Source organism: Prevotella melaninogenica, assembly GCF_018127925.1.
Classification (GTDB): domain Bacteria; phylum Bacteroidota; class Bacteroidia; order Bacteroidales; family Bacteroidaceae; genus Prevotella; species Prevotella melaninogenica_C.
In genome coordinates, this window is the sequence record NZ_CP072347.1 from 68766 (window position 1) to 88818 (window position 20053).

The following is a 20053-nucleotide window of genomic DNA, read 5'->3' on the forward strand; positions in this document are numbered from 1 at the left end:
AACATTGAGGTTTGAACATTGAACTTTATGATATGTGCTTTAGCCCTCTATCTCACTTTTACCGACTACGAATTTCACTAATTACGCTAATGCTTATTGCAATGTAATTCGTGTCATTTGCGTAATTCGTAGTTGATGAGTTAGCACATTACTTGTAGCGATAAACCACACTTAATATCGGTAATCATAATTATGCATTTTGAATTATGAATTATAAATTAATAAAGGTGTACCCTAATAGTCATCCTATTATTGATACACCTTCATTACTTTATGTGATAAAGTTTATATGCAATTACTTTCTTTTTCTTTTAGAAGCCAAGCGCTCTTCACGCATCTTAGCCATTGCTTCCTCCTTCTCCTTAGAGCGTTGTCCTGAGAGACGAGCAATAAGACGATCAAGATCAGCAGCTATCTCCTTGAACTGAACGAACTCCTCTTCATTCTCAAACAACTTCCCTACCATGCAAGATGGGATATCCTTCGCCTTCTCTTGCAATTGCATTCCATGCTCAGTAAGCGAAACATAGGTTTCTCTTCCATCCTTTTCACCCTTGACACGGTTAACCAATCCAAGTTGATCCATACGCTGAACAAGTGGGGTCATTGTGTTTGAGTCAAGATAAAGCCGGTGTGCAAGTTCCATCACCTTTTGATTGTCTTCTTCCCAAAGAGCCATCAATACAAGATATTGAGGATAGGTAATACCTAAATTCTCAAGCAATGGATAATAAGTTTGAGTAACAAGGCGGCTTGCTGTGTACAATCTGAAGCAGAGCTGGCTCTGCAGTTTTAGTTGGTCGTATACCATACTTTTTCCCTTAAATGTTTTGATAACTTTAAACTCCTGAAGTAAACTTTAAACTATATTGTTACCTGAAAATAATCTGTTCGTGCTGCAAAGGTACAACAATTTATATTTATCGTTAATGACATAAGCCTACTTTTAACATTAATTGTATAGCTAAAGTCGTGTTTTGATAACATAAAACAATAATAAGCGGACATAAACAATACAGATCGTTTATGTCCGCTTATGCGTATTTATAAGGGTTTATTTCTACTTATTCAAAGTAATAAAGGAAGGTAGCAACACCCTCAAGTGCTGGCTTGCGTTCGCCTTCAATCTCAATCTGGAACTTGATACCAGCCTTGCAGATACCACGGATATTCTCAATACTATCGAGTGTGGCAACAAGACGAATGCGTGAGTTCACGAGGACTGGACGACCAAAGCGCATCTTATCCATACCGTAGTTGACCATCATCTTAAGGTTGTTCACCTCAATAATCTCCTGCCACATGTGTGGGAGCAGTGAAAGTGTAAGATAGCCATGTGCGATAGTACTCTTGAATTGGCTTTCCACAGCTGCACGCTCTGTGTCAACATGAATCCACTGATGGTCGAGGGTAGCATCAGCAAAGAGGTTAATTCTCTCCTGGTCAACGAGTAACCACTCGCTCTCACCAAGCTTCTCACCCAGTCGGGCAGCAAGCTCATCGTAATTGTTTACTGTTAATTTTGCCATAGTTTTTGTTTCATGTAATTTCTACATTACTGCATATGATAGTCTTTCTTTACCCTCCCTACCCTCCTTATATACTATAAGGTGTGAAAGGATATACTATCTTTTGTCGCACAAAAATACAAAAAACTTTCCAATTGCCCAAATCGGCTTACGCTGCTGAGCCTCTTTATGGTGCCAATAGATGCACATGCAAAGTTTTTTCCTTACCCGCTACAGACACCTCATTGACATAAACAAGCTTATACTTGATATCAAGAAAGTTGCCAGTTTTCTGCGCACTTATCACCTCGATACGTGGATCTAAGAGATAGATATCCAAATATTTCGCCAATCCACTACCAGGAATCCATGCGGTAAGGTTAGAATTTCCATTATCACCTTGCACCTCATTTGCATACAAGTCAATGTTTTCGCCATCACGCATTAATGACATCTGAACTTTCTTAAACCATACTCGTGGGTCAAATGACTTCACTGCTGCAGAATAGTCACCATCAGCCTTGCTTCTAAAATACTTACCAAAGAACTTTCCTACGTCTGTACTGTTGGCAATAAGAAGTTCTTTATCAAGCGCAGAAAGTGGTTTAAAACCTGTAAGTTCCACATTGAAATTAGCCAACTCTGTGTCGTGACCATCCTTTGCAACAAGTTGGATAGAGAGAGTCATCGAGTTTGAACCATCGTTTTTCTGCTTACCTGTAGGGTAAGTCACAAACTTATCTCTATCATAATTAAGTAAAGAGGTATGAAGTAAATCTGTATGCTCATACACACCACGCATATATAACTTGCTAACCTCCGCTGTATTTACGCTGATTTGGTTGCGATAATACTCATTCTTATTCATCTCAACACCAACAGAACTGTTCTTTCGACCCTTATAAGTAATCGTAAACGCAATCTGACCAGACGTACTGCCACCAACGTAACGCACATCGCTAACCGTCGTATTTGCCCAATCAGCTGGCGTAAAGGTGTAATGCTTGCTACCACCAACGCTTGAAGAAGACAGATTAATAAACTTCTGTAAATACGCTGCAGTAAACTTACTATTATCCTTAAGACGATAAAGTGAATCGAAATCGAAGTCTTTCAGATAGTTAACGTCCGTTTTCCATGCTGCAACAGCACGTGAAACCATCTCATAATCATTTGGTTTCTGTGCAAAACCAGCATATTTAACGTCCTTCGTAAAGGTTTTACCACCGCTATTACCCATTACTCTTAACGTAAAAGTACCCTTCTCTTCATCGCTATTCAGTACATCTACAGCCGTAACATTCAGCACCTTACCATTGACAGTTTTATTTCCTAATCTTGCCTTTGCCGTTTCCAATGCTTGATAAACATTCTGTTGCTTATCAAGATTGAGGAACTTCACAATATCATCAGTCGTTACTTCTGCCGCATTTTGCTCAGTAGATGGGGTTGGTTGTATTGGATCCGACGAACCTCCGTCGCCTCCACAAGCTGCACAGAGTAATACTATAGATACCGCAAGAATTATTTTTCTCATTGTTTTATCCTGTTTTTTAATGATTATTGAACTTCTTATCCTCACTTCTTACCATTCTAATAAAGCGGTGTAAAGCTGTTGAATCCTTGCATCTCACAATGATTCAAGTGCAAAGATACTAAAAAAACTTGAAAAATCAGTATCGACATAAGACTTTATCATTAATCCATAGACAAAACATCTTACACATCATGCCAATGAAAATACCATACGAATAATCAGAATTATAACACCCTAACAAGAACACCGTTCGAATAATTCTAAATGATAAAATCTGAATTAACATAGTTTTCTGCTCACATTTCAACATTTTTTTATAATTTTGCCACCATCATGAGATATACTGTCAAATGCAATAACTGCGGTCGCGACTTTGTAGCTGAGACTGAGCAATATGGGACAATGAAATATCGTTGCCCTTATTGTGGTAATGTGTTGAACTGTAGGTTTGATGCCCCTAAGTCTTTCCGCACACGTGCTCGTTCCGTTATTCCATTGGCTGACGCCTCACCTATTGAGGTAAAGAAAGCCAAGAATCTCCCTACTGTCTCAACCCATCTCGTTAGTTCGCCTTCAAAAGAGAAGCTTGCCGAGATGAGAAGTAAGCTAATGGAGGCTTCTCAGCGTGCCCTTCACGTTTCTAAGCAAGCCGGTGAGACCTTGAAGAATGCGACAGAAAGTACCACTGAGTTTGTAAATAAATCGTCTTCATGGCTTCGTCGTTTTCAAGAGAAATACACAGATGGCGACCTTTGGATATTCTTTGGCTTCAGTTTTATCTTCCTCCTCTCGGTCTTTATAGGACTTTTCGTCTGTGCAGAGGCCGTGAAACTCTTATCAGAGGGACACTCATGGCTGTTTAAGAACTATATTGAAATAAGGAATTCTATCTAATATTTGCATTTCTTATGCCCTCTTATCTTCTGTTTTTGAGCAACAGAGACTTAGAAATATCCTTACATTTCGAATACGCTTTTAGCCCTTATTTTAGCTAAAAAAGGGCTTAAAAGCAGACTGTTATAACCAACAGATAATCAAAGAGTTATAAAGTCGTATTCTAAAAGGTGCTTAATAAGGATTCAAAAGGGCGTTACTTAGCCTCTTAAAGGGCATCTTTAACAAGCCAAAAGGGCGTCTTTTCAAAGCCAATTAAGCGTCTATTGATTTTTGATTAGTGACTTTTTTATTCTGTGTTTTGATAAAAGTACTAACAAACCTTAAACACTTTCAAAGTATGCCTCATAGTCATCAGAGAGTGTATAGATGCTGTCCCTCTGCCCCATAATCTCTCGCAATTTCATCATCATCAACCATGCGGGAGAGTAATATTCGAGTTCAAGCTGATGCTGGATCTCCTTAGCCGACAGTACCTGCTTGATGGATGTCATCATGTGCGCAGTAGAGAACCAATCATACAGCGGTAGTTTGCTATGTTCCATAACGGTACCCTTTGTCAACGAGATTCTGTTGCCACAGTTCTCACATTGAAAGGATTTCCTTCCAGGCAGCCATTTATACTTTGTAGCTCCACACTTAGGACACACAACACCTATTTCCTCTCGAACAGCTCTAAGGTAGTTCTCGCAGCTATCCTCATCAGGGAACATCTGGAAGAAGTCTTTCAATAACATAGGTCTCATATTTGTGACAAATATAATTGATTTTCAGATTTTTACAATGGAGCTATATTGAAATTAACATACCTTAGTACTTTTATCAAAACACAGAACTTTTTTATTACAACTAATCAAATACTTTCCTTCTTTCCCTTGCTTTCTTACCTACTTATCAACCTGTCTTTTCGCGTTTGTTTTCAAAAGCAACCTACCCTTTCCGTACTGCTTTTTATATAAGGTAAACACCGCAAAACATGCACTATTATGTGTCCAAGATACAAGTTGGAAATAAAAACGCACGTAATATTATGTTAAAGAAGATAAAACATGCATGAATTAAAAAAAATACTATAATTTTGCACACATCTAAGCTATCGACAACCTAAGTGTCATTTCTAATGTCACAAGACCTAAACAAAATATAAATAAAAACCTTTTAAGCATGAAAGCTATGAGAAAATCTAACCTTGGAAGGTCGCTGCTACTGGTAGTGCCCCTTGTGTGTTGTCCTTATACTGCACATAAGGCATACGCCACTCCGACAGTAACCATACAGGCACAAGCCTCTGTTATCAAAGGAAAAGTTATCGATTCACGTACGGGCGAACCGGTTATAAGTGCCAGTGTCACCGTAAGTGGTACGAAGAAAATCGCTCTTACCAACATTGATGGTGAGTTCTCTATCGACGCAAAAGCTGGTGAGGAGCTGGTGATTACGTCCTTAGGCTATGAGAAAACGACGGTGCGAGCTGAAAACAACATGACCGTAAGCATGGTTTCTTCCTCTACGATGCTTAGCGAAACAGTGGTTGTGGGCTATAGCACACAGAAACGAAACAGTCTGACGGGTTCGTTGCAGAGTATTGATAATAAAGAACTTACTAACATTACGACAGCTAATGTCACCAATATGTTGACGGGTAAAGTACCTGGAATGAACGTTATGCCGGGTTCTGGTAAGCCAGGTTCGTTCGGTGCCATCATCGTTCGTGGTAAGTCTACTATCAACGGTAGTACTGCTCCGCTGTGGGTTATTGATGGAGTAATCGTCGGTAAAGACCCAGGTGACATCAATCCTAACGACATCGAGACTCTTACCGTACTCAAAGATGCAGCCTCAACAGCTATCTATGGTTCGCAGGGTGCCAATGGTGTCATCGTTGTTACAACCAAAGGAGCAAAGTCTGGTAAGACTTCTATTACCTTCTCTGCCAAGATGGGCGTTTCAACTCTGAACAATGGTAAAGTGAAGATGATGGATGGAGCCGAGCTATACGACTATTATAAGTCGTTTACTAATGCTGCTGAGATTGCTTTCCCACGCTGGAATGATAAGCTCCGTGATAGTAATTTCGATTGGTGGAAGTTGGCTACACACACAGGAAACGTTCAGAATTACGACCTTACTATTAACAGTGGTGGTGAGAAGTTGAGTGCTGTCTTCACAGGTGGTGTCTATAAAGAGAATGGTGCTGTGCGTGGATACGACTTCACTCGATACAACACGATGATGAAGCTGAACTTCAAACCTTATTCTTGGATTGCTATCCGTCCATCCTTCAATGGTAGTAAGGGAGTGATTGATGACCGCCAACGCTCTACCTATTCTATGTATTCTATGCTGCCATGGGATAGCCCTTACGATGAAACTGGCAAGATTGTTGGCAATAGATCATCATCATGGGTGAATAGCAACTCTACCAATTACCTTTACGAATTGCAGTATAATTGGAGCAAGTACGATTCTTATGCCTTTAATGGCAACTTCGACTTTGACATCTATCTCACTGATTGGCTTACGTTCTCTTCTGTGAATAGCTATCGTTGGAGTACCCACCTCGATAAGAGTTACGCTGACCCTCGTACATCAGGTGCAGAGGGTAAGGGTCGTGTGAGTGAAAGCACGAGTACGAACACACGTCGTTATACCAACCAACTGCTCAAAGCGACACGTAGTTTCGGTGATTATCACGGCTTCTTAATGCTCGGTTATGAGTTTAATGATGGTGAATATCGTTATCATAGTAGCGATGGAACAGGTTTGGTTCCGGGCTTTGCTCAACTTGACATCACCTCTACACCAGAATCTGTTGGAGGTAATAAATTCGAGTGGGCAGTGCAGTCTTTCTTCGCCAACCTCAATGCTGACTATGCCAATAAGTATTTGCTTCAGCTCTCATTGAGAACGGATGGTGCAAGTAACTTTGGTTCTGATGCTGCTTATGGTACGTTCTTCTCAGTCAGTGGTGGCTGGGTTGCTACGGCTGAGAAGTGGTTTAAGGTACCTTGTATTGACTATTTGAAGGTGCGTGCATCGTTTGGTTCAGTAGGAAGTCGCCCTAACAGCCTCTATCCTCAATACGGACTTTACAGCTTACGTGCAAGCTATAACGAGGTTCCTGGTGCTGTTATCGCTCAGCTTGCCAATAAGAAACTGACTTGGGAGAAGAGCTATACCACTGGCGTAGGTATCGACTTGAATATGTTTAAACGCCTGCGTATGACCTTCGACTTCTATAGCAAGCGTACAAGCAACCTCCTCTTTGCCGTGCCTATATCTGGTGTTATCGGTGTGACAAGCATCTGGCAGAACATTGGTGAGCTTACCAACACAGGCTTTGAGACCACCCTTTCGGCTGATATCATCAAGAGTAAGGACCTCACTTGGACGGTTGATGCCAACCTTTCTACCAACTCAAACAAGATTAAGAAGCTGTATAGCGGTAGAGACCAGATTATCGAAGGTGATGGTATAGCTGGTTCAACCAACACATTGTTACGTCCAGGTCTGAGTGCAGATACGTATTATTTGCGTGAATGGGCAGGTGTTGACCCAGAGAATGGTGCGCCACAATGGTACACAACGGATGCGAATGGCAATCGTGTTATTACCCACAACTATGCCAAGGCAGACCAAGTAGCCCTTGACAAGCGTGCCACTCCAAGTGTATTCGGTAGCTTCTCTACCACACTTACCTATAAGAATTTCGACTTCAACGCTGTCTTCGGCTACTCAATGGGAGCTTACATCTATAACTACTCACGACAGGAGTATGACTCAGATGGTGCATATACCGATCGTAACCAGTTCAGCTTGCAGAAAGGTTGGAAGAGATGGGCACAGAAGGGAGATGTTGCAACACACCCAGTTGCTGCCTATAATAATCCATCTAACTCTAACAAGGCGTCAACTCGCTACTTAGAGAGCTCTGACTTCTTGAAGCTTCGCTCAATTACTTTGGGTTACAACTTCAATCTTAAGAGTGATATTGTGAAGGCACTGCGCGTTTATCTCAGTGGTGAAAACCTCTTCTGCATCACCAATTATTCTGGTGTAGACCCAGAATTGCCTGCTGCTGATGGTGGTCGCAATGCTTCTGGCGAACGCTCAACAGCCCTTTCAATCTCAACAGGCGCTGGTGTTTATCCTTCTGTTCGTAAGTTTATGCTTGGCGTTAACGTCACATTCTAAATAAAGAATCTGCCCTATGAAAAAAGTATATGTGCTGCTCTTAGCAGCTATTGCAATGGTATCGTGTAGCGTAGAGCGTCATCCTGAATACATGATGGATGATGATACCATGACTAAAAACATTGATGAGAGTTTTCCATCGCTACTGAATGGATGCTATGGATTCCTAAAAACGTGGTCGGACCCTATGTATCGCTGTGGCGAGTATGCTGGAGATAACATCATGATTCGTGGTACTTCCACCGATGCTTTCTATGAGTTTATCTCTTATTCGCGCACTCCTAATAACTACCGATTGCAGAACTTCTGGGATTATAGCTATAAGGTGGTTGCGCAGGCATCTAATATCATCAAGGATATTCCTGAAGGTAAGAGTACGATTACCGATACACAGTTAGGAGAATGCTACTATCTGCGTGGCATGATTTACTTCTATCTCTGTCGTGCATACGGTAGACCATACGCGCAAAACCCTGATACAAACCTCGGTATGCCTATCGTTAACGGTACACCTGACGACCCAGTACACGCTATGTTGCCTAATCGTTCTACTGTGAAAGAGACCTACGAACAGGCAATTAAGGACTTGGAGAAGGCGGCTTCGCTGATGACAGAAGACCTGCACGGCGAAGAACGTTGTATCTTTGCTTCTAAAGAGGCTGCTTGGGCTATGCTGAGTAGAATCTATCTCTATATGAGTGGAACTTACGAAACGCCTAACACTGCCTATGCACAGAAGAGTGTTGAGTACGCAACAAAGGTAATCGACTCTGGTAAGTTTAGTCTGTTGAGCCGTAAGGACTATGGCGTTAGCAACACGCTTGAGCCAGAAAACAACCCTGAAAACATCTTCGTGGTGAAAAGAGTAGACTCTGAGTTCCCTGGTTGGGACTATTATTACACCATCGGCGGTATGTATTCAAATATCGGCGGTATGGGTTGGGGCGAAATGTATGCGTCTGGTAAATACCTTGATTTGCTGAACGAGACTGGACAGAACGACTGGTTTAATAAGAAGTACACCGATATTCGTGCGCAATTCATTGAGCCACAGTATGTAAAAGACAAGACAGACAAGTATGTTCCTGTCTTCCGCTTCATCAAGAATGTCTATGATGCCAAGGGTAATCAGGTGAATTTCAACTACGTACAGCTGCGTTATACCCGTCAGCCAGACAATAGTTTGACTTGCGATACCACTGGAACGGGACACACTACTCCGCTTGTTCTCACACCAATCGACCCTGCACAGCGTCTTTACTCGATTAATTATCAGGGGCATACCTATCGCGGTGTGCTTGATTATCAGATGAAGCTCAACCGCGTTTATCCTATGTTCTATGTGGTGAAGTGCTCTCGTCAGGGTGGCAAGGAGAATCAGTTGTATTCGCCTATCATCTCTCGTCTTGACGAAATGTATCTCAATCGTGCTGAAGCAAATGTGAAATTGGGTAATATCGCCAGTGCGATGGCTGACGTGAACACAATCCGTGAGCGTGCTATCGTGGGTGGAAGCTATACGAGTGCTCAGTTTACTGCTGCCACAGCAAAGACTTTGGTGGATAAAGAACGTCAGTTAGAGTTGGCGTTTGAGGCAGAGCGCAGCTACGATGTGTTCCGCAATGGCGACACCCTTACACGTCGTTTCCCTGGTCCTCATCAGCCAATGGTTGACATTCCAGCAACCGACTACCGTGTGATTTACTTCATTCCACAGTCGGCTATCAATGCCTATAAGGGCAATCTGGAACAAAATCCAAGTAGTAACTAACACACTTTAGAGAATGACAACTGATGTGTAGCGTGGCTGAAAAGAATCTTCTCAGTCCTTACACATCCTGTTGTCCTCTCTTTTCATCAGCCTAATAATAGGGAGGGCTATATCGTTAGCCTTCAACAAAACTCTTGTAACGTTATTTTTTTAACCCCAATCGGTTATTAGAGCCTAAACATATTTTATTTTATTATCGAGTAGATTGCTTGGCTTTGGAACGCAGGCGTAGCGGGCTACGTCAAGTTACAAAGACAAACAAGATGCCGATAAGAAAATGAAAGATGTTAGGAAACAATACCATAATATGATACAAACATATTGTGGTCTAATGATTGATTGGGGTTTAAGGCTTGGTTAGCGGGCTAACTAAGCCTTTTTGATTATTCTTTTCGGCATCTTTTAGTATGTCTTCTTATCAGTTTTAGTTGCTTTTTGTTCCTACCAATGGTTACTACATGAATTCTATAGCTACGGTAAACTTTATTAATTCATATCCTATAAGAAACCCATAGTTCTGAATTTTCTTTACATCCACCATTGATTTATTTACCAAAAACAGCCAAAAAAACGCTTTCCTTACAGCCTTTGTAACTCATTCGTTATAAATAAGTTACAAAACCGCTTTTCAAAAGGTGCTTAATTGGACTTCAAAAGGGCGTTAGTAAGGGTCTTAAAGAGCACCTTTTGCAAGGCAAAAAGGCGTTAATTCGAATGCAATTAAGCCTTAATAAAAATCGAGTAGATGAAAAATACTTACAAAGAAGATTACTAACAGTTGAACTATTAACCTCCAAGACCTCTAAAAAACCTACTTTAAAAGATACTGTTTTCTCGACTCAATAATATCTTCCATGTTCTCACTCGCCCATGAAAGGAGGTTGTCGATAAGCGGCAGTAGACTTTTTCCTTTCTCCGTAAGCGAATATTCAACGCGGGGAGGTATCTCTGGAAAGACTTCCCGATGAATAAGTCCGTCACCCTCCAACATCTTCAGCGTTGCAGTCAGCATCTTTTGAGAAATATCGGGTATATTACGTTGCAGTTCCTTAAAGCGTTGGCAATCGTTGTTCTCCAACGTGAAAAGCACCAACATCGACCACTTGTCCCCAACTCTTGATAGTACATTTCTTATAGGACAGTTAGGATAGAGGGCATCTCTGACTTCGTTTCTATTCATACTTATAAGTTCTTTAAGTCATATTATTGCACAAAAGTAACTATTATAAGCTAAGGCTCGTATCTTTTAGTGTTAAACTATGTAAAACAAGTATCCTTTAAATGCTTTATTATCAGTATTACTTACCTCAAGGTAACTGGCTGACATTTGCGTGCCTACTTGCAGAACAGACTGAAAGTCAATACCTTTGCATCATCAAAACAAACAATACAATAAAACAAAAAGAATTATGAAAACAGTTGAAACGATCAAGAATGGTAAGAACTTCACAGCAGTAAACGTTGGTAAGCTCAGCGATATTAAGGATTATGTACTCCCATTCGGAGAGATAGAGATTCCGGGTAAGGTATTCGTTGGTCAGGCATTACAGACGACAGGTAGCGAACTTTCATTCCAGACTCTTGTACCTGGTCAGGATAGTGGTTTCCTTCATACACACAAGACACACGAGGAACTTTACTTTATCCTCAAAGGCGAAGGTGAGTATCAGGTTGATGGCGAGGTCTTCCCTGTAACTGAAGGTAGTATTATCCGCGTTGCACCAGAGGGAAAACGTGCGTTGAAGAACATGGGCAAAGATGAGATGCTGATGCTCTGCATTCAGTATAAGGCAAACAGCTTTGCTGAGAATGATGCACCTATGACCGACGGTGTGATACTGAATGAAGAACTGAAATGGTAATTGACCCACTATTCCCTACGTGCCCGATACGTAATATCCTCTCACGGATATGCGTGGCGGACACGCTTTGCCTTATCCAAACGCTTGGTAGGAAAGGCAGAGCAACTTACGAAGAGTTAAGGCATGACCTGCCCGACTCTCCCCTATCCGCCTCGCTAAATATATTAAAAGAAGATCGGATTATTGTTGAAAGCGACAAACAATACGTCCTTTCAAACATTGGGAAAGAACTCTTTCCACTCATTTCAATGCTCATCGCTTGGTGTGAGAAGAACGTTTCCCCATCTCTAAGGCTATAGTTCAAACAAGGTGTAACATTGTATTTAGTGACATTTCAGGCTTCTACAAAACGAAAAGGAGTGAAAGAAAATATCGTTTCTTCCACTCCTCATTCATTTTATGTAGCTCTATCAGAAGCAGGGGTAGCAATTACAGGGATGCCCTACAACTGATAGAAAGCCTTTACTTCTCCAACACTTTGAACTCAGCACCTGTTGCAAAGTCCTGACCAGACTGCTCACTGAGGGCTGTCAGACGGACGAAGCGGGCCTTAACCGGTGTGGTGAGGAGGATAGTCTTTTCCTTTCTGTTGTTCTCAAACTCACCTTCAGCAACAGCCTTACCCCATGTCTTGCCGTCGTTGCTAACCTGAATGCTGTACTTCTTGATGTTACCATTGTTGCTGTCCTGACGTGGAAGGTAGGTGAAGCCCTTGATAGTCTTCATACCGCCACAGTCGAAGTCAACCCAGTGTGGGTGATTAGCCACTGTAACAGAGTACATTGTGTGCCAGTAACTGCTTGGGTTGCCATCGGTAAGATGACTTGCATCACCCTCACCACTCTCCTGACTTGAAGCGAAGACCACTGACAATGGGATGCTCTCGATGCGTGAGAAGGTCTGAGAAGCTACAAGCCAATCATTCTCCTGCGCCCAAGCTGAGATAGTACCGCCATCGCGCAAGTTAACAGGACCAGTGTACTTCACTGCCTTCTTGTTGCCATTAACACGATAGTAGATATCGCCCTTCGCACCGTTTGCATTGATCGTCACATTGCCCTCACCATCACGGATGATAGTAAGTGGCGTAGCACCGTTAAGACTTACATTCGCATTGCTAACGAGGTCATTAGTCTTAACAGAGTTCATAGGACGAATCATATAACCAAAGGTGTGTGGCGTTGCCATGACACGATCGCGCAATAACGGACCACCCTGTCCACAACTGTTACCACCAAGACCAGTGATAGCCATATCAAGGTGCAAATGAGTGTATTCACTCTGTGGCAACTCGTGTGGATGGTTAGCCATTGCGATGGTATTATCCGACCAAGGAAGTGCAGAGAAACTCATCTTATCCTTAGCCACGAAGACAGCACCATAGAGGCCATTGTTACCAGTATTACCAGTGAGTGAGAGCCAACGAGTATCCTGATGGTTACCCGTATCCTGTGGTTTAGGGAAGGCAACGAACTCATCCTCAACTTCCTGCTGCTCGTAGAGACCAATCATCTGACCTGTCTTGCGGTCTGGATAGTTGTCAACAGTACCACGACCATAGTAATTCAACAGGCTGAGAGCCTTTGGAACACGAACTGTATAACCTAACTTAGCGAGTGTGAGATTAGGCTTATTGCTTGTTATTGCGCTCTCGCTCTCGATGCTACCGTCAGGGAAGATGGTATAAACCACCTGCGTATTGAAGCGGAAATCATCCTTACCGAATGGCTTTTCCTTGTATTCGATGAGCTTCTTCCAGTTGGCATTACCACCCTCAAGGCGATAACCATAAGGTGCCTGTGACTCAACATTGAACACAACAGAAACAGAACCGTCAGCATTTGCGTGGGTTGTATAGTTAGTACACTTATGCTGCAGGTTGTTCAAACCATTTGCATACCATCCTTCGTAAGCCCAGTTATCATTGTTAACCCATGCACGGAAAGCGTTCAACTCTGGTCCACAACCGTCTGCAATGATAGTCTTACCATCGTACTGGAGGTTATAAATCGTACCCTTTGTGAGGTCGAATGTCGTTGTGAAGGTCTTGCCAGAGAAGACTATCTTATTGTCCTTTACGGCAGACATATTCACCTTACCTGCTGCAGCGATAGCTGGACGAGCCGCTGCTACCTGTACAGGCAACTGCTCTTCAGCCTGAACATATCCTGCCTTTGCCCATGGCATGTCATGCTTGAGGCGATAGGTAATGTGGAGGAGGTACTCCTTATTTGGGTCAAGACCCTCGTTGAGTCCTGCGATTGTAATGCTCTTATGACTTCTTGCTGGTACACTACCAAGCTCAAGGTCGCCCTTCTTAACGATTACACCATCAGCTGTCAGGCTATAAGACATTGCATAACCACTGAGATCATCAGAGTAGTAGTTCTTATTGAATACATCCAAAGTAGCTGTCTTAGCGTCCTTCCAGCTTGTTCCAATATACTGATACACCTTCTTCACCTCATAATACTGTGGCTTTGGTGTCTCATCACCGAAGATAACACCGTTCATAACAAACTGTCCATCGTTAGGCGTATCACCGAAGTCACCACCATAAGCGAGGTAACGCTTGCCGTCCTTTGTGTAGTTGTACATACTCTGGTCAATCCAGTCCCAGATAGCACCACCCATAAAGAAGTTCGTAGACTCCATTGCTTCCCAATAGTCAACGAGGTTACCTACAGCGTTACCCATTGAATGGGCATACTCTGAGATATGGAAAGGATACTTGATACCCATCTTACCCTTCACTGCATCGCGAGTCCAAGCAATACTTGGATACTGGTTAGAACCCATGTCCACGATGTCGTTGTTGCGCTCATACTGTACTGGTCTTGAAGCATCGTAAGCCTTCAGAGAGTCGTAGGCTACAACAAAGTTATGACCCGGTCCTGCCTCATTACCCAAACTCCAGATAACGATTGAAGGCTGATTAACAAGCTGGTGAGTCATTGCCATTACACGATCAACGTGTGCTGCTTGGAACTCTGGTACGTGTGAAAGCGATGCCTTGCCATAGAAGTACTCATGACTCTCAATGTTTGCCTCGCTCTCCAAGTAGATACCATATTTGTTGCAGAGATAATAGAAGTAAGGGTCGTTAGGATAATGAGAGGTACGTATGTGGTTGATATTCGCACGCTTCATCAGCATAATCTCATGTTCCATCTGCTCACGAGAGATAACCTTACCTGTCAATGGGTTGGTATCGTGGCGGTTCACACCCTTGAGTTTCACTGGCTTACCATTGATATAGTAATATCTTCCAGCCAATCCGAACTCGTCCTGACTTGCTGGTGTATTCTTAATCTCAACTGTACGGAAACCAGTTTGGAAACTTATCGTTTCGACTACCCTCTTTCCCTGCATCAACTCACCAACGAGAACATAGACATTTGGCTCTTCTGCTGTCCATGCTGCCGCATTGTTCACAGTGAGTGTCTGTCGAACGTCAGCCTGTCCCTTACTGTTACAAACGGTCTTTGCCTTTGCATCCTCGAAGGTTGCCACCAACTCGTTGTCATCAGCAAAGAGTCTGTTTTTATAAATGCTCCAACGAAGGTGGAGATCCTTCGCATTCTTAGCTGTGAGGTTCTGCAGTGTTGTATTGAGATTTACAGTACCCTTGCCGTCAGTATAAGAAGGGATAGCCTTCACATCAGCAATATGTACCTTCGGAGTAGCTGTTACGCTGACATTACGGAAGATACCAGGCAAGCGGAACATATCCTGTGCCTCGAGGAAACTACCGTCTGACGAACGGTAAACCTCTACTGCTACCTCATTCTTTCCCTTAGTGATATAAGGGGTAATATCAAATTGTGCCGTATTGCGTGAGTTCTTTGAGAAGCCCACGTAACGACCGTTGATCCACAAATAGAAGAATGAGTCTACACCATCAAAGTTGAGGTAGACTTCCTTACCGTCCCAAGTAGTTGGAATATCAAAGCTTCTTCTGAACGAACCTACCTCATTACGATATTCGTAAGTGGTATAGTTCTTTGGCGGTTCACGCATAACACCCTTCTTCCAGTCGCCTGGTTCGATGTTATATTTGAAGATAACCCACTGATTCACATAGATAGGCACACCATACTTCAGTGTTCCATCTTTCTGAATACCTGCCATATTCCAGCTTACTGGCACCTGCAGACGGTCCCACTTGCTGTCATCATAACCCTTTGTGAAGAAGTCTTTTGGACGTTCATCGGGGTTCTTTGAGAAGTGGAAACTCCATTCTCCGTTAAGAGAAAGGTAATCCTTAGCAAACTCTGGCAATACTTTTCTTGCCTCATCAACCGATGAGAAAGAAGAGAATAGCGCACGTGCTGGCAACTTGTTATAACCCAGTGCACCAGGTGACTGCCATTCATTACCAGTTGGTGCTGTTGCCTGACCGAAGAGATAGCCTCCAGTAGGATAGTCATCAGCCTGTATAGGCGCAGCTGTTAATGACGATAATAATAAACCGATTAAAAATTGTTTATGCATAATAGTTAGGAGTTATATTCTGTCTTATCTGTCTCTGACTGCCTTCTTCAAGGTTTCTCCAAAGACGCTATGAGGTTGTTACTCAGCATGCAGACCTCACTTCTTTTATCAATGTAGGCAAAGTTAATAAAAAAAAACAAATAAGCAATGAGAAAGGGAGGATATTACGTAAATAATACACTCTTGAGGGCGAGTGGACAAGTGAACGGGTAGACGAGTAAACAAGTTAATTGTGAAGGAAGACAAAGTAACAAGGGGGCAAGTGGACAAGTGAACGAGTAGACGAGTAAACAAGTTAATAGTAAAGAAAGACAGAGTAACAAGGGGACGAGTGGACAAGTTAGACGAGTAGACAAGTGAACAAGTTGATTGCGAAGGAAAACAAAGTAACAGGGGAACAGGGGGTAAAGGCTTACGATATATGGGGAGAGAAGGGCTTGAAAAAAGCAAGAGACTAATACACTTCTTACAAGAAGAGTTTAGTTTTTATTTGCTGTCACTTTTAACACTTCAAGTAATCACACTGTAAACTAACAAGTTAGACGAGCTTTTCGAGTGATAGCAGTGACAGCAAAGTTTGTTTTATAGAAATGTATTAAGAAAACAAGGCGACATGAGGGGGTGGCACGCTAAACGAGTGAACGAGTTGACAGGTTAACAGGTTGCTTGTGGAGAGTACGAGGCAACATGAGAACTCGGTTTCCGTTATGCCGCTAAATCTATAACAAGTCACAAGGAGCAACGACTTTCTGATTTGGGTCCATACCACGTCTTTTCATTAGTTTACCAAGTCCGAAGATATAATAAGACTTGATAGGCTTGGGCGTAGTGAGTTGAATACCAAACTAATCCTTATAGATGTCATATATAAGTTCTGAACAATAGTACTTATCATTATTAAACTTAAAGGCTAAATCATAACGCTTACCAAGGTATTTAGCGTACTTAATTTTGACAGGTTTGTTCAGTACTCGTCTTCTCTTATACCTTCCCATCTTACCCCTATCAATCCATTTTTTTAGTGGAGTGACCTTGACAACATTAGAAGCTTCAAGCACATAGAGTTTGCCTTCCTTCTCTACAACCACACCACAATGTGACCACGGAGAATTAGTTGCTAATTGAATAAAAGGCGACTGACGACTTTGCGATACTTGAAAGATTAAGTCTCCCTCCTTAAAATCATTCGTCACTCTTGGAGTTCGCTGCGCATATAATGCAATAGCAACCAATAGCAACATGATTATTGTCTTAAACTTTTTCATTATTATTCTGTTATTCTTTGACTTACAAGGACTCTAAAAATACATTTTCCGTTACTTAGGAGTAGCCGTAAAGCGATTGCAAAGGTAATGATTCTAAAGCAGAATGTCAAGCGGAGCAGACTTCTTCTTATAAGCTACTCTCTGACTGATGTTTCCAAAAGCGAGAAGTGATATCCTCAAAGCTTCCATCTGTGCAGCGGCGGTACATTCGTTGGTTAGTACGTGGGGAATCGAGTCCACCCAAATGGCGGAGGTAGGGGCCCACTTTGATATAGTCGAAATGCTGTTGATCGATGAGCGGAGAGATTGCCGTGCGCCCAGTGTACCAACCAACCTTCAAACCGTTGTAACGTTCTTGGACATATTTCGCAAGCAGGTCGACTTCCGCTGGGTCGCCATCGCCCCCCATAAAGCCCACACAGGTAATGGTATCTTTCGCATCATGAATCAGTGCAGACAGTGCTTCAGCCGTCAATTCATCTCCCCTATTTGCCCACAAGAACTGACTATGGCAGCCCGGACAGCAACACGGACATCCCGAAATATTGATGGCAAGCGTCACCTCATCGGGAAACTCCTGAAAGACGATATCTGTATTAATATAACGAAGCATTACTATCTGATTCTTTTTGCTGAACACGCTTATGCTCAAGTGATTATCTTCACCCACGCAACACCGTGTCACCTCCTTTTATGTGAACGATTTTCTATCCTACAAAGATATAAAGAAAGTATTAAACAGAGCAGACTTTATCTGGAATTATTGATAAAATTTGTAAAGTTTCATCTCTGTCTTTTAAGATCTGGAGTAAAAAAAAACCATTATATGCTGAGATAGAAGAACTTTAGATCGCGGAAACAGTGGGTATGGAACTGTACGAGAATAGTTATAATCTCGCTGTCCAACATACAGCAGGCGTAGTTACGATGCAGCTTGCTGAACACTAGGAGCATGTACTTTTCAAACTTGGAAGTAAAATACTTGCAAAATCGTCAAATATACAGAATCATTCTACTAAACTTGTATCACTCATAGGAGTGAATATTTCTTTACAACTATTTGATTTACAAACACAAAATTACAAAAACATCCTACTCACACAACTTTTTATAGGTTTGCTTATACCGAACTTATTTGCAATAAAGTTTTGAACTGATTCAACGCTTTTTTCTAATTGCTTTTGTATCTATCACTCCCTTTATTTTTCCATTTGTATACCGCATTTCACTCGTTATTTGTCACGTTTATTCATTACAATCTCCACTCCGGCACTTAAGGATTTGATGGCTGAAGGTAGATGGATATTATCATTACCGTCCTTTTCCAACGACGCAAGTACATCCCCTTGTCCGTTCTCCGAGAAGTGTTCATATTGCGAGAAATACTTGTAATAGTGATACAATCGTGTTGCCACTTTTTCGAGTTCAGGAATCCTAATCAAGAAGTTTGCAACATCTTTGGTCGTAATACTCTTCACTCTCGAAAAGCCCTCATCTTTCAATTGTTGTTTCGATTGCTTTTTTACCGTCAACTCCTCCAGATTATCTTCCAGTGTTAGCAGTCCCAAGAATTTATCTTCCATAGTTAACTCCCACAAATGGTCTATAAAGGCACCATCAAATATCTTTCTCGTACTTTTCACCTGATCTCTGTATACCTCTTTGCGCTCCAACATAGAGTTGGCATACTCTATTGTTCTCAGATCAAGTTCCTCGTAAGCTCGTTTCTTGCCGGCACGCTGTATGTATAGGGCGAACAAACAATCGGTAAAGCAACAACGCAACAACAATCCTATCGGTAACTGAAAAAATGAAATCTTTCCAGTTTTCATGACCTGCGCAGTTAACAGCAGTGATGAATACAGATTTGAGTAGATACGGTATAACAGGAGTAGCTTAACCTTCTCAACCCGTTCCAGTTCACCCTGTGAATGTCCTTTCCCGTACTTTTGAATCTTCTTCAGCAGGGTTAACTCTTCTGCTAACAGTTCTTTTATTTCAGTCATTATTGTGATTTTTTTCAAATTGTATCGGAGGTAAATATTTCATCCAGTCCATCATGTTGGCTAAATTGCGCATTCTTTCGTCTATATTGGCTATTTCTATTCTTCGGTTGGGAAGATACCGTGCATGTTCCAACGAGTCACCCAAAGCCCATGCACGGTTTGCCATGAAGGCTTTATCTCCGGCATGCTGCTCTAACTCGTCAATCAGTAAAAACACATTATGCTCAAAGGCCGCTCTTGAATCAGGTGGCGGCATACCGTATTTACTTCTTTGTTTCATCAAATTCTTTAAAAGGATTCATAACCAACATGTGGAAAGTGGAACGCACAAATTCATCCACAGTATCCAGATTCAATCGTCCATTAGGCAGCATCTTTACTCTTGTTAAAGAATCAAACATATGCTCCATTTGGGCGGCAAAATTAATACGTTGTCCTTCTATACACTCTTTCAGCAAGTTTGCGCCTCGCTCAAAATCTCGCCTTCCCGGATATGATGACCTCAGATTCTTTGCCATTGCT

Annotated in this window: 14 protein-coding genes and 2 pseudogenes; 4 read left to right on the forward strand and 12 right to left on the reverse strand. The window is 42.0% G+C overall.

Features of this window, described 5'->3' with window-relative positions; genetic code table 11:
* Positions 1 to 295: 295 nt before the first annotated feature.
* From J4861_RS00235 to J4861_RS00245, 3 genes are all read right to left on the reverse strand, one after another.
* Complete coding sequence (locus tag J4861_RS00235) at positions 296 to 811, reverse strand: MarR family winged helix-turn-helix transcriptional regulator (protein WP_211816207.1); 516 nt, start codon at positions 809 to 811, stop codon at positions 296 to 298.
* A gap of 253 nt (positions 812 to 1064) precedes the next feature.
* Positions 1065 to 1529: a MaoC family dehydratase gene (locus tag J4861_RS00240; RefSeq protein WP_004359353.1), complete on the reverse strand. Its 465-nt coding sequence runs from the start codon at positions 1527 to 1529 to the stop codon at positions 1065 to 1067.
* A 166-nt stretch (positions 1530 to 1695) separates the two neighbouring features.
* Positions 1696 to 3045 carry a hypothetical protein gene (locus J4861_RS00245; RefSeq protein WP_211816209.1) on the reverse strand — a complete coding sequence of 450 codons (1350 nt, stop codon included), beginning with the start codon at positions 3043 to 3045 and terminating at the stop codon, positions 1696 to 1698.
* Positions 3046 to 3378: 333 nt separating this feature from the next.
* Here J4861_RS00245 and J4861_RS00250 point away from each other — a divergent pair, with 333 nt between their 5' ends.
* Complete coding sequence (locus J4861_RS00250; RefSeq protein ID WP_211816211.1) at positions 3379 to 3939, forward strand: TFIIB-type zinc ribbon-containing protein; 561 nt, start codon at positions 3379 to 3381, stop codon at positions 3937 to 3939.
* Positions 3940 to 4268: 329 nt separating this feature from the next.
* Here the strand turns inward: J4861_RS00250 and J4861_RS00255 are convergent.
* Positions 4269 to 4676, reverse strand: a pseudogene (locus tag J4861_RS00255) (transposase); the annotation flags it as partial.
* A 427-nt stretch (positions 4677 to 5103) separates the two neighbouring features.
* Between J4861_RS00255 and J4861_RS00260 the strand changes: the two are divergent.
* Positions 5104 to 8133, forward strand: coding sequence for a SusC/RagA family TonB-linked outer membrane protein (locus J4861_RS00260; RefSeq protein ID WP_211816212.1), 3030 nt, complete (start codon positions 5104 to 5106; stop codon positions 8131 to 8133).
* Positions 8134 to 8149: 16 nt separating this feature from the next.
* Positions 8150 to 9904, forward strand: coding sequence for a RagB/SusD family nutrient uptake outer membrane protein (locus J4861_RS00265; RefSeq protein ID WP_211816214.1), 1755 nt, complete (start codon positions 8150 to 8152; stop codon positions 9902 to 9904).
* A gap of 811 nt (positions 9905 to 10715) precedes the next feature.
* On the opposite strand, the gene J4861_RS00270 is transcribed toward J4861_RS00265, so the two are convergent.
* On the reverse strand, positions 10716 to 11084 hold the full coding sequence (locus J4861_RS00270) for a winged helix-turn-helix transcriptional regulator (protein WP_004359338.1): 369 nt from the start codon (positions 11082 to 11084) through the stop codon (positions 10716 to 10718).
* Between the two features lie 229 nt (positions 11085 to 11313).
* Between J4861_RS00270 and J4861_RS00275 the strand changes: the two genes are divergently transcribed.
* Positions 11314 to 11766 (forward strand): cupin domain-containing protein, encoded by a 453-nt coding sequence (locus J4861_RS00275; RefSeq protein WP_211816216.1) that lies wholly within the window; start codon positions 11314 to 11316, stop codon positions 11764 to 11766.
* 462 nt (positions 11767 to 12228) lie between these two features.
* Here J4861_RS00275 and J4861_RS00280 read toward each other — a convergent pair whose 3' ends face one another.
* The 7 genes and pseudogenes from J4861_RS00280 to J4861_RS00305 form a co-directional block, all read right to left on the reverse strand.
* Entirely contained in the window at positions 12229 to 16260 is a 4032-nt protein-coding gene (locus J4861_RS00280; protein WP_211816218.1) for a glycoside hydrolase family 2 TIM barrel-domain containing protein, read from the reverse strand.
* A gap of 845 nt (positions 16261 to 17105) precedes the next feature.
* Entirely contained in the window at positions 17106 to 17525 is a 420-nt protein-coding gene (locus J4861_RS00285; RefSeq protein ID WP_249110751.1) for a YiiX/YebB-like N1pC/P60 family cysteine hydrolase, read from the reverse strand.
* 127 nt (positions 17526 to 17652) lie between these two features.
* Positions 17653 to 18138, reverse strand: coding sequence for an anaerobic ribonucleoside-triphosphate reductase activating protein (gene nrdG / locus J4861_RS00290; RefSeq protein WP_211816219.1), 486 nt, complete (start codon positions 18136 to 18138; stop codon positions 17653 to 17655).
* Between the two features lie 218 nt (positions 18139 to 18356).
* Positions 18357 to 18526 (reverse strand): annotated as a pseudogene (locus J4861_RS13535) (IS982 family transposase); the annotation flags it as partial.
* 231 nt (positions 18527 to 18757) lie between these two features.
* On the reverse strand, positions 18758 to 19531 hold the full coding sequence (locus J4861_RS00295) for a hypothetical protein (RefSeq protein ID WP_211816220.1): 774 nt from the start codon (positions 19529 to 19531) through the stop codon (positions 18758 to 18760).
* On the reverse strand, positions 19524 to 19814 hold the full coding sequence (locus tag J4861_RS00300) for a hypothetical protein (protein WP_211816221.1): 291 nt from the start codon (positions 19812 to 19814) through the stop codon (positions 19524 to 19526). Before J4861_RS00300 ends, J4861_RS00295 begins: the two co-directional genes overlap by 8 nt.
* Complete coding sequence (locus J4861_RS00305) at positions 19795 to 20049, reverse strand: hypothetical protein (RefSeq protein WP_211816222.1); 255 nt, start codon at positions 20047 to 20049, stop codon at positions 19795 to 19797. The genes J4861_RS00300 and J4861_RS00305 overlap by 20 nt, the downstream gene beginning before the upstream one ends.
* Positions 20050 to 20053 lie beyond the last annotated feature (4 nt).

Excerpts from the sequence above, each read along its gene's own strand:
- J4861_RS00235 (WP_211816207.1), bottom strand. The coding sequence starts at position 811 with ATGGTATACGACCAACTAAAACTGCAGAGCCAGCTCTGCTTCAGATTG.
- J4861_RS00240 (WP_004359353.1), bottom strand. The coding sequence starts at position 1,529 with ATGGCAAAATTAACAGTAAACAATTACGATGAGCTTGCTGCCCGACTG.
- J4861_RS00245 (WP_211816209.1), bottom strand. The coding sequence starts at position 3,045 with ATGAGAAAAATAATTCTTGCGGTATCTATAGTATTACTCTGTGCAGCT.
- J4861_RS00250 (WP_211816211.1), top strand. The coding sequence starts at position 3,379 with ATGAGATATACTGTCAAATGCAATAACTGCGGTCGCGACTTTGTAGCT.
- J4861_RS00260 (WP_211816212.1), top strand. The coding sequence starts at position 5,104 with ATGAAAGCTATGAGAAAATCTAACCTTGGAAGGTCGCTGCTACTGGTA.
- J4861_RS00265 (WP_211816214.1), top strand. The coding sequence starts at position 8,150 with ATGAAAAAAGTATATGTGCTGCTCTTAGCAGCTATTGCAATGGTATCG.
- J4861_RS00270 (WP_004359338.1), bottom strand. The coding sequence starts at position 11,084 with ATGAATAGAAACGAAGTCAGAGATGCCCTCTATCCTAACTGTCCTATA.
- J4861_RS00275 (WP_211816216.1), top strand. The coding sequence starts at position 11,314 with ATGAAAACAGTTGAAACGATCAAGAATGGTAAGAACTTCACAGCAGTA.
- J4861_RS00280 (WP_211816218.1), bottom strand. The coding sequence starts at position 16,260 with ATGCATAAACAATTTTTAATCGGTTTATTATTATCGTCATTAACAGCT.
- J4861_RS00285 (WP_249110751.1), bottom strand. The coding sequence starts at position 17,525 with ATGAAAAAGTTTAAGACAATAATCATGTTGCTATTGGTTGCTATTGCA.
- nrdG (WP_211816219.1), bottom strand. The coding sequence starts at position 18,138 with ATGCTTCGTTATATTAATACAGATATCGTCTTTCAGGAGTTTCCCGAT.
- J4861_RS00295 (WP_211816220.1), bottom strand. The coding sequence starts at position 19,531 with ATGACTGAAATAAAAGAACTGTTAGCAGAAGAGTTAACCCTGCTGAAG.
- J4861_RS00305 (WP_211816222.1), bottom strand. The coding sequence starts at position 20,049 with ATGGCAAAGAATCTGAGGTCATCATATCCGGGAAGGCGAGATTTTGAG.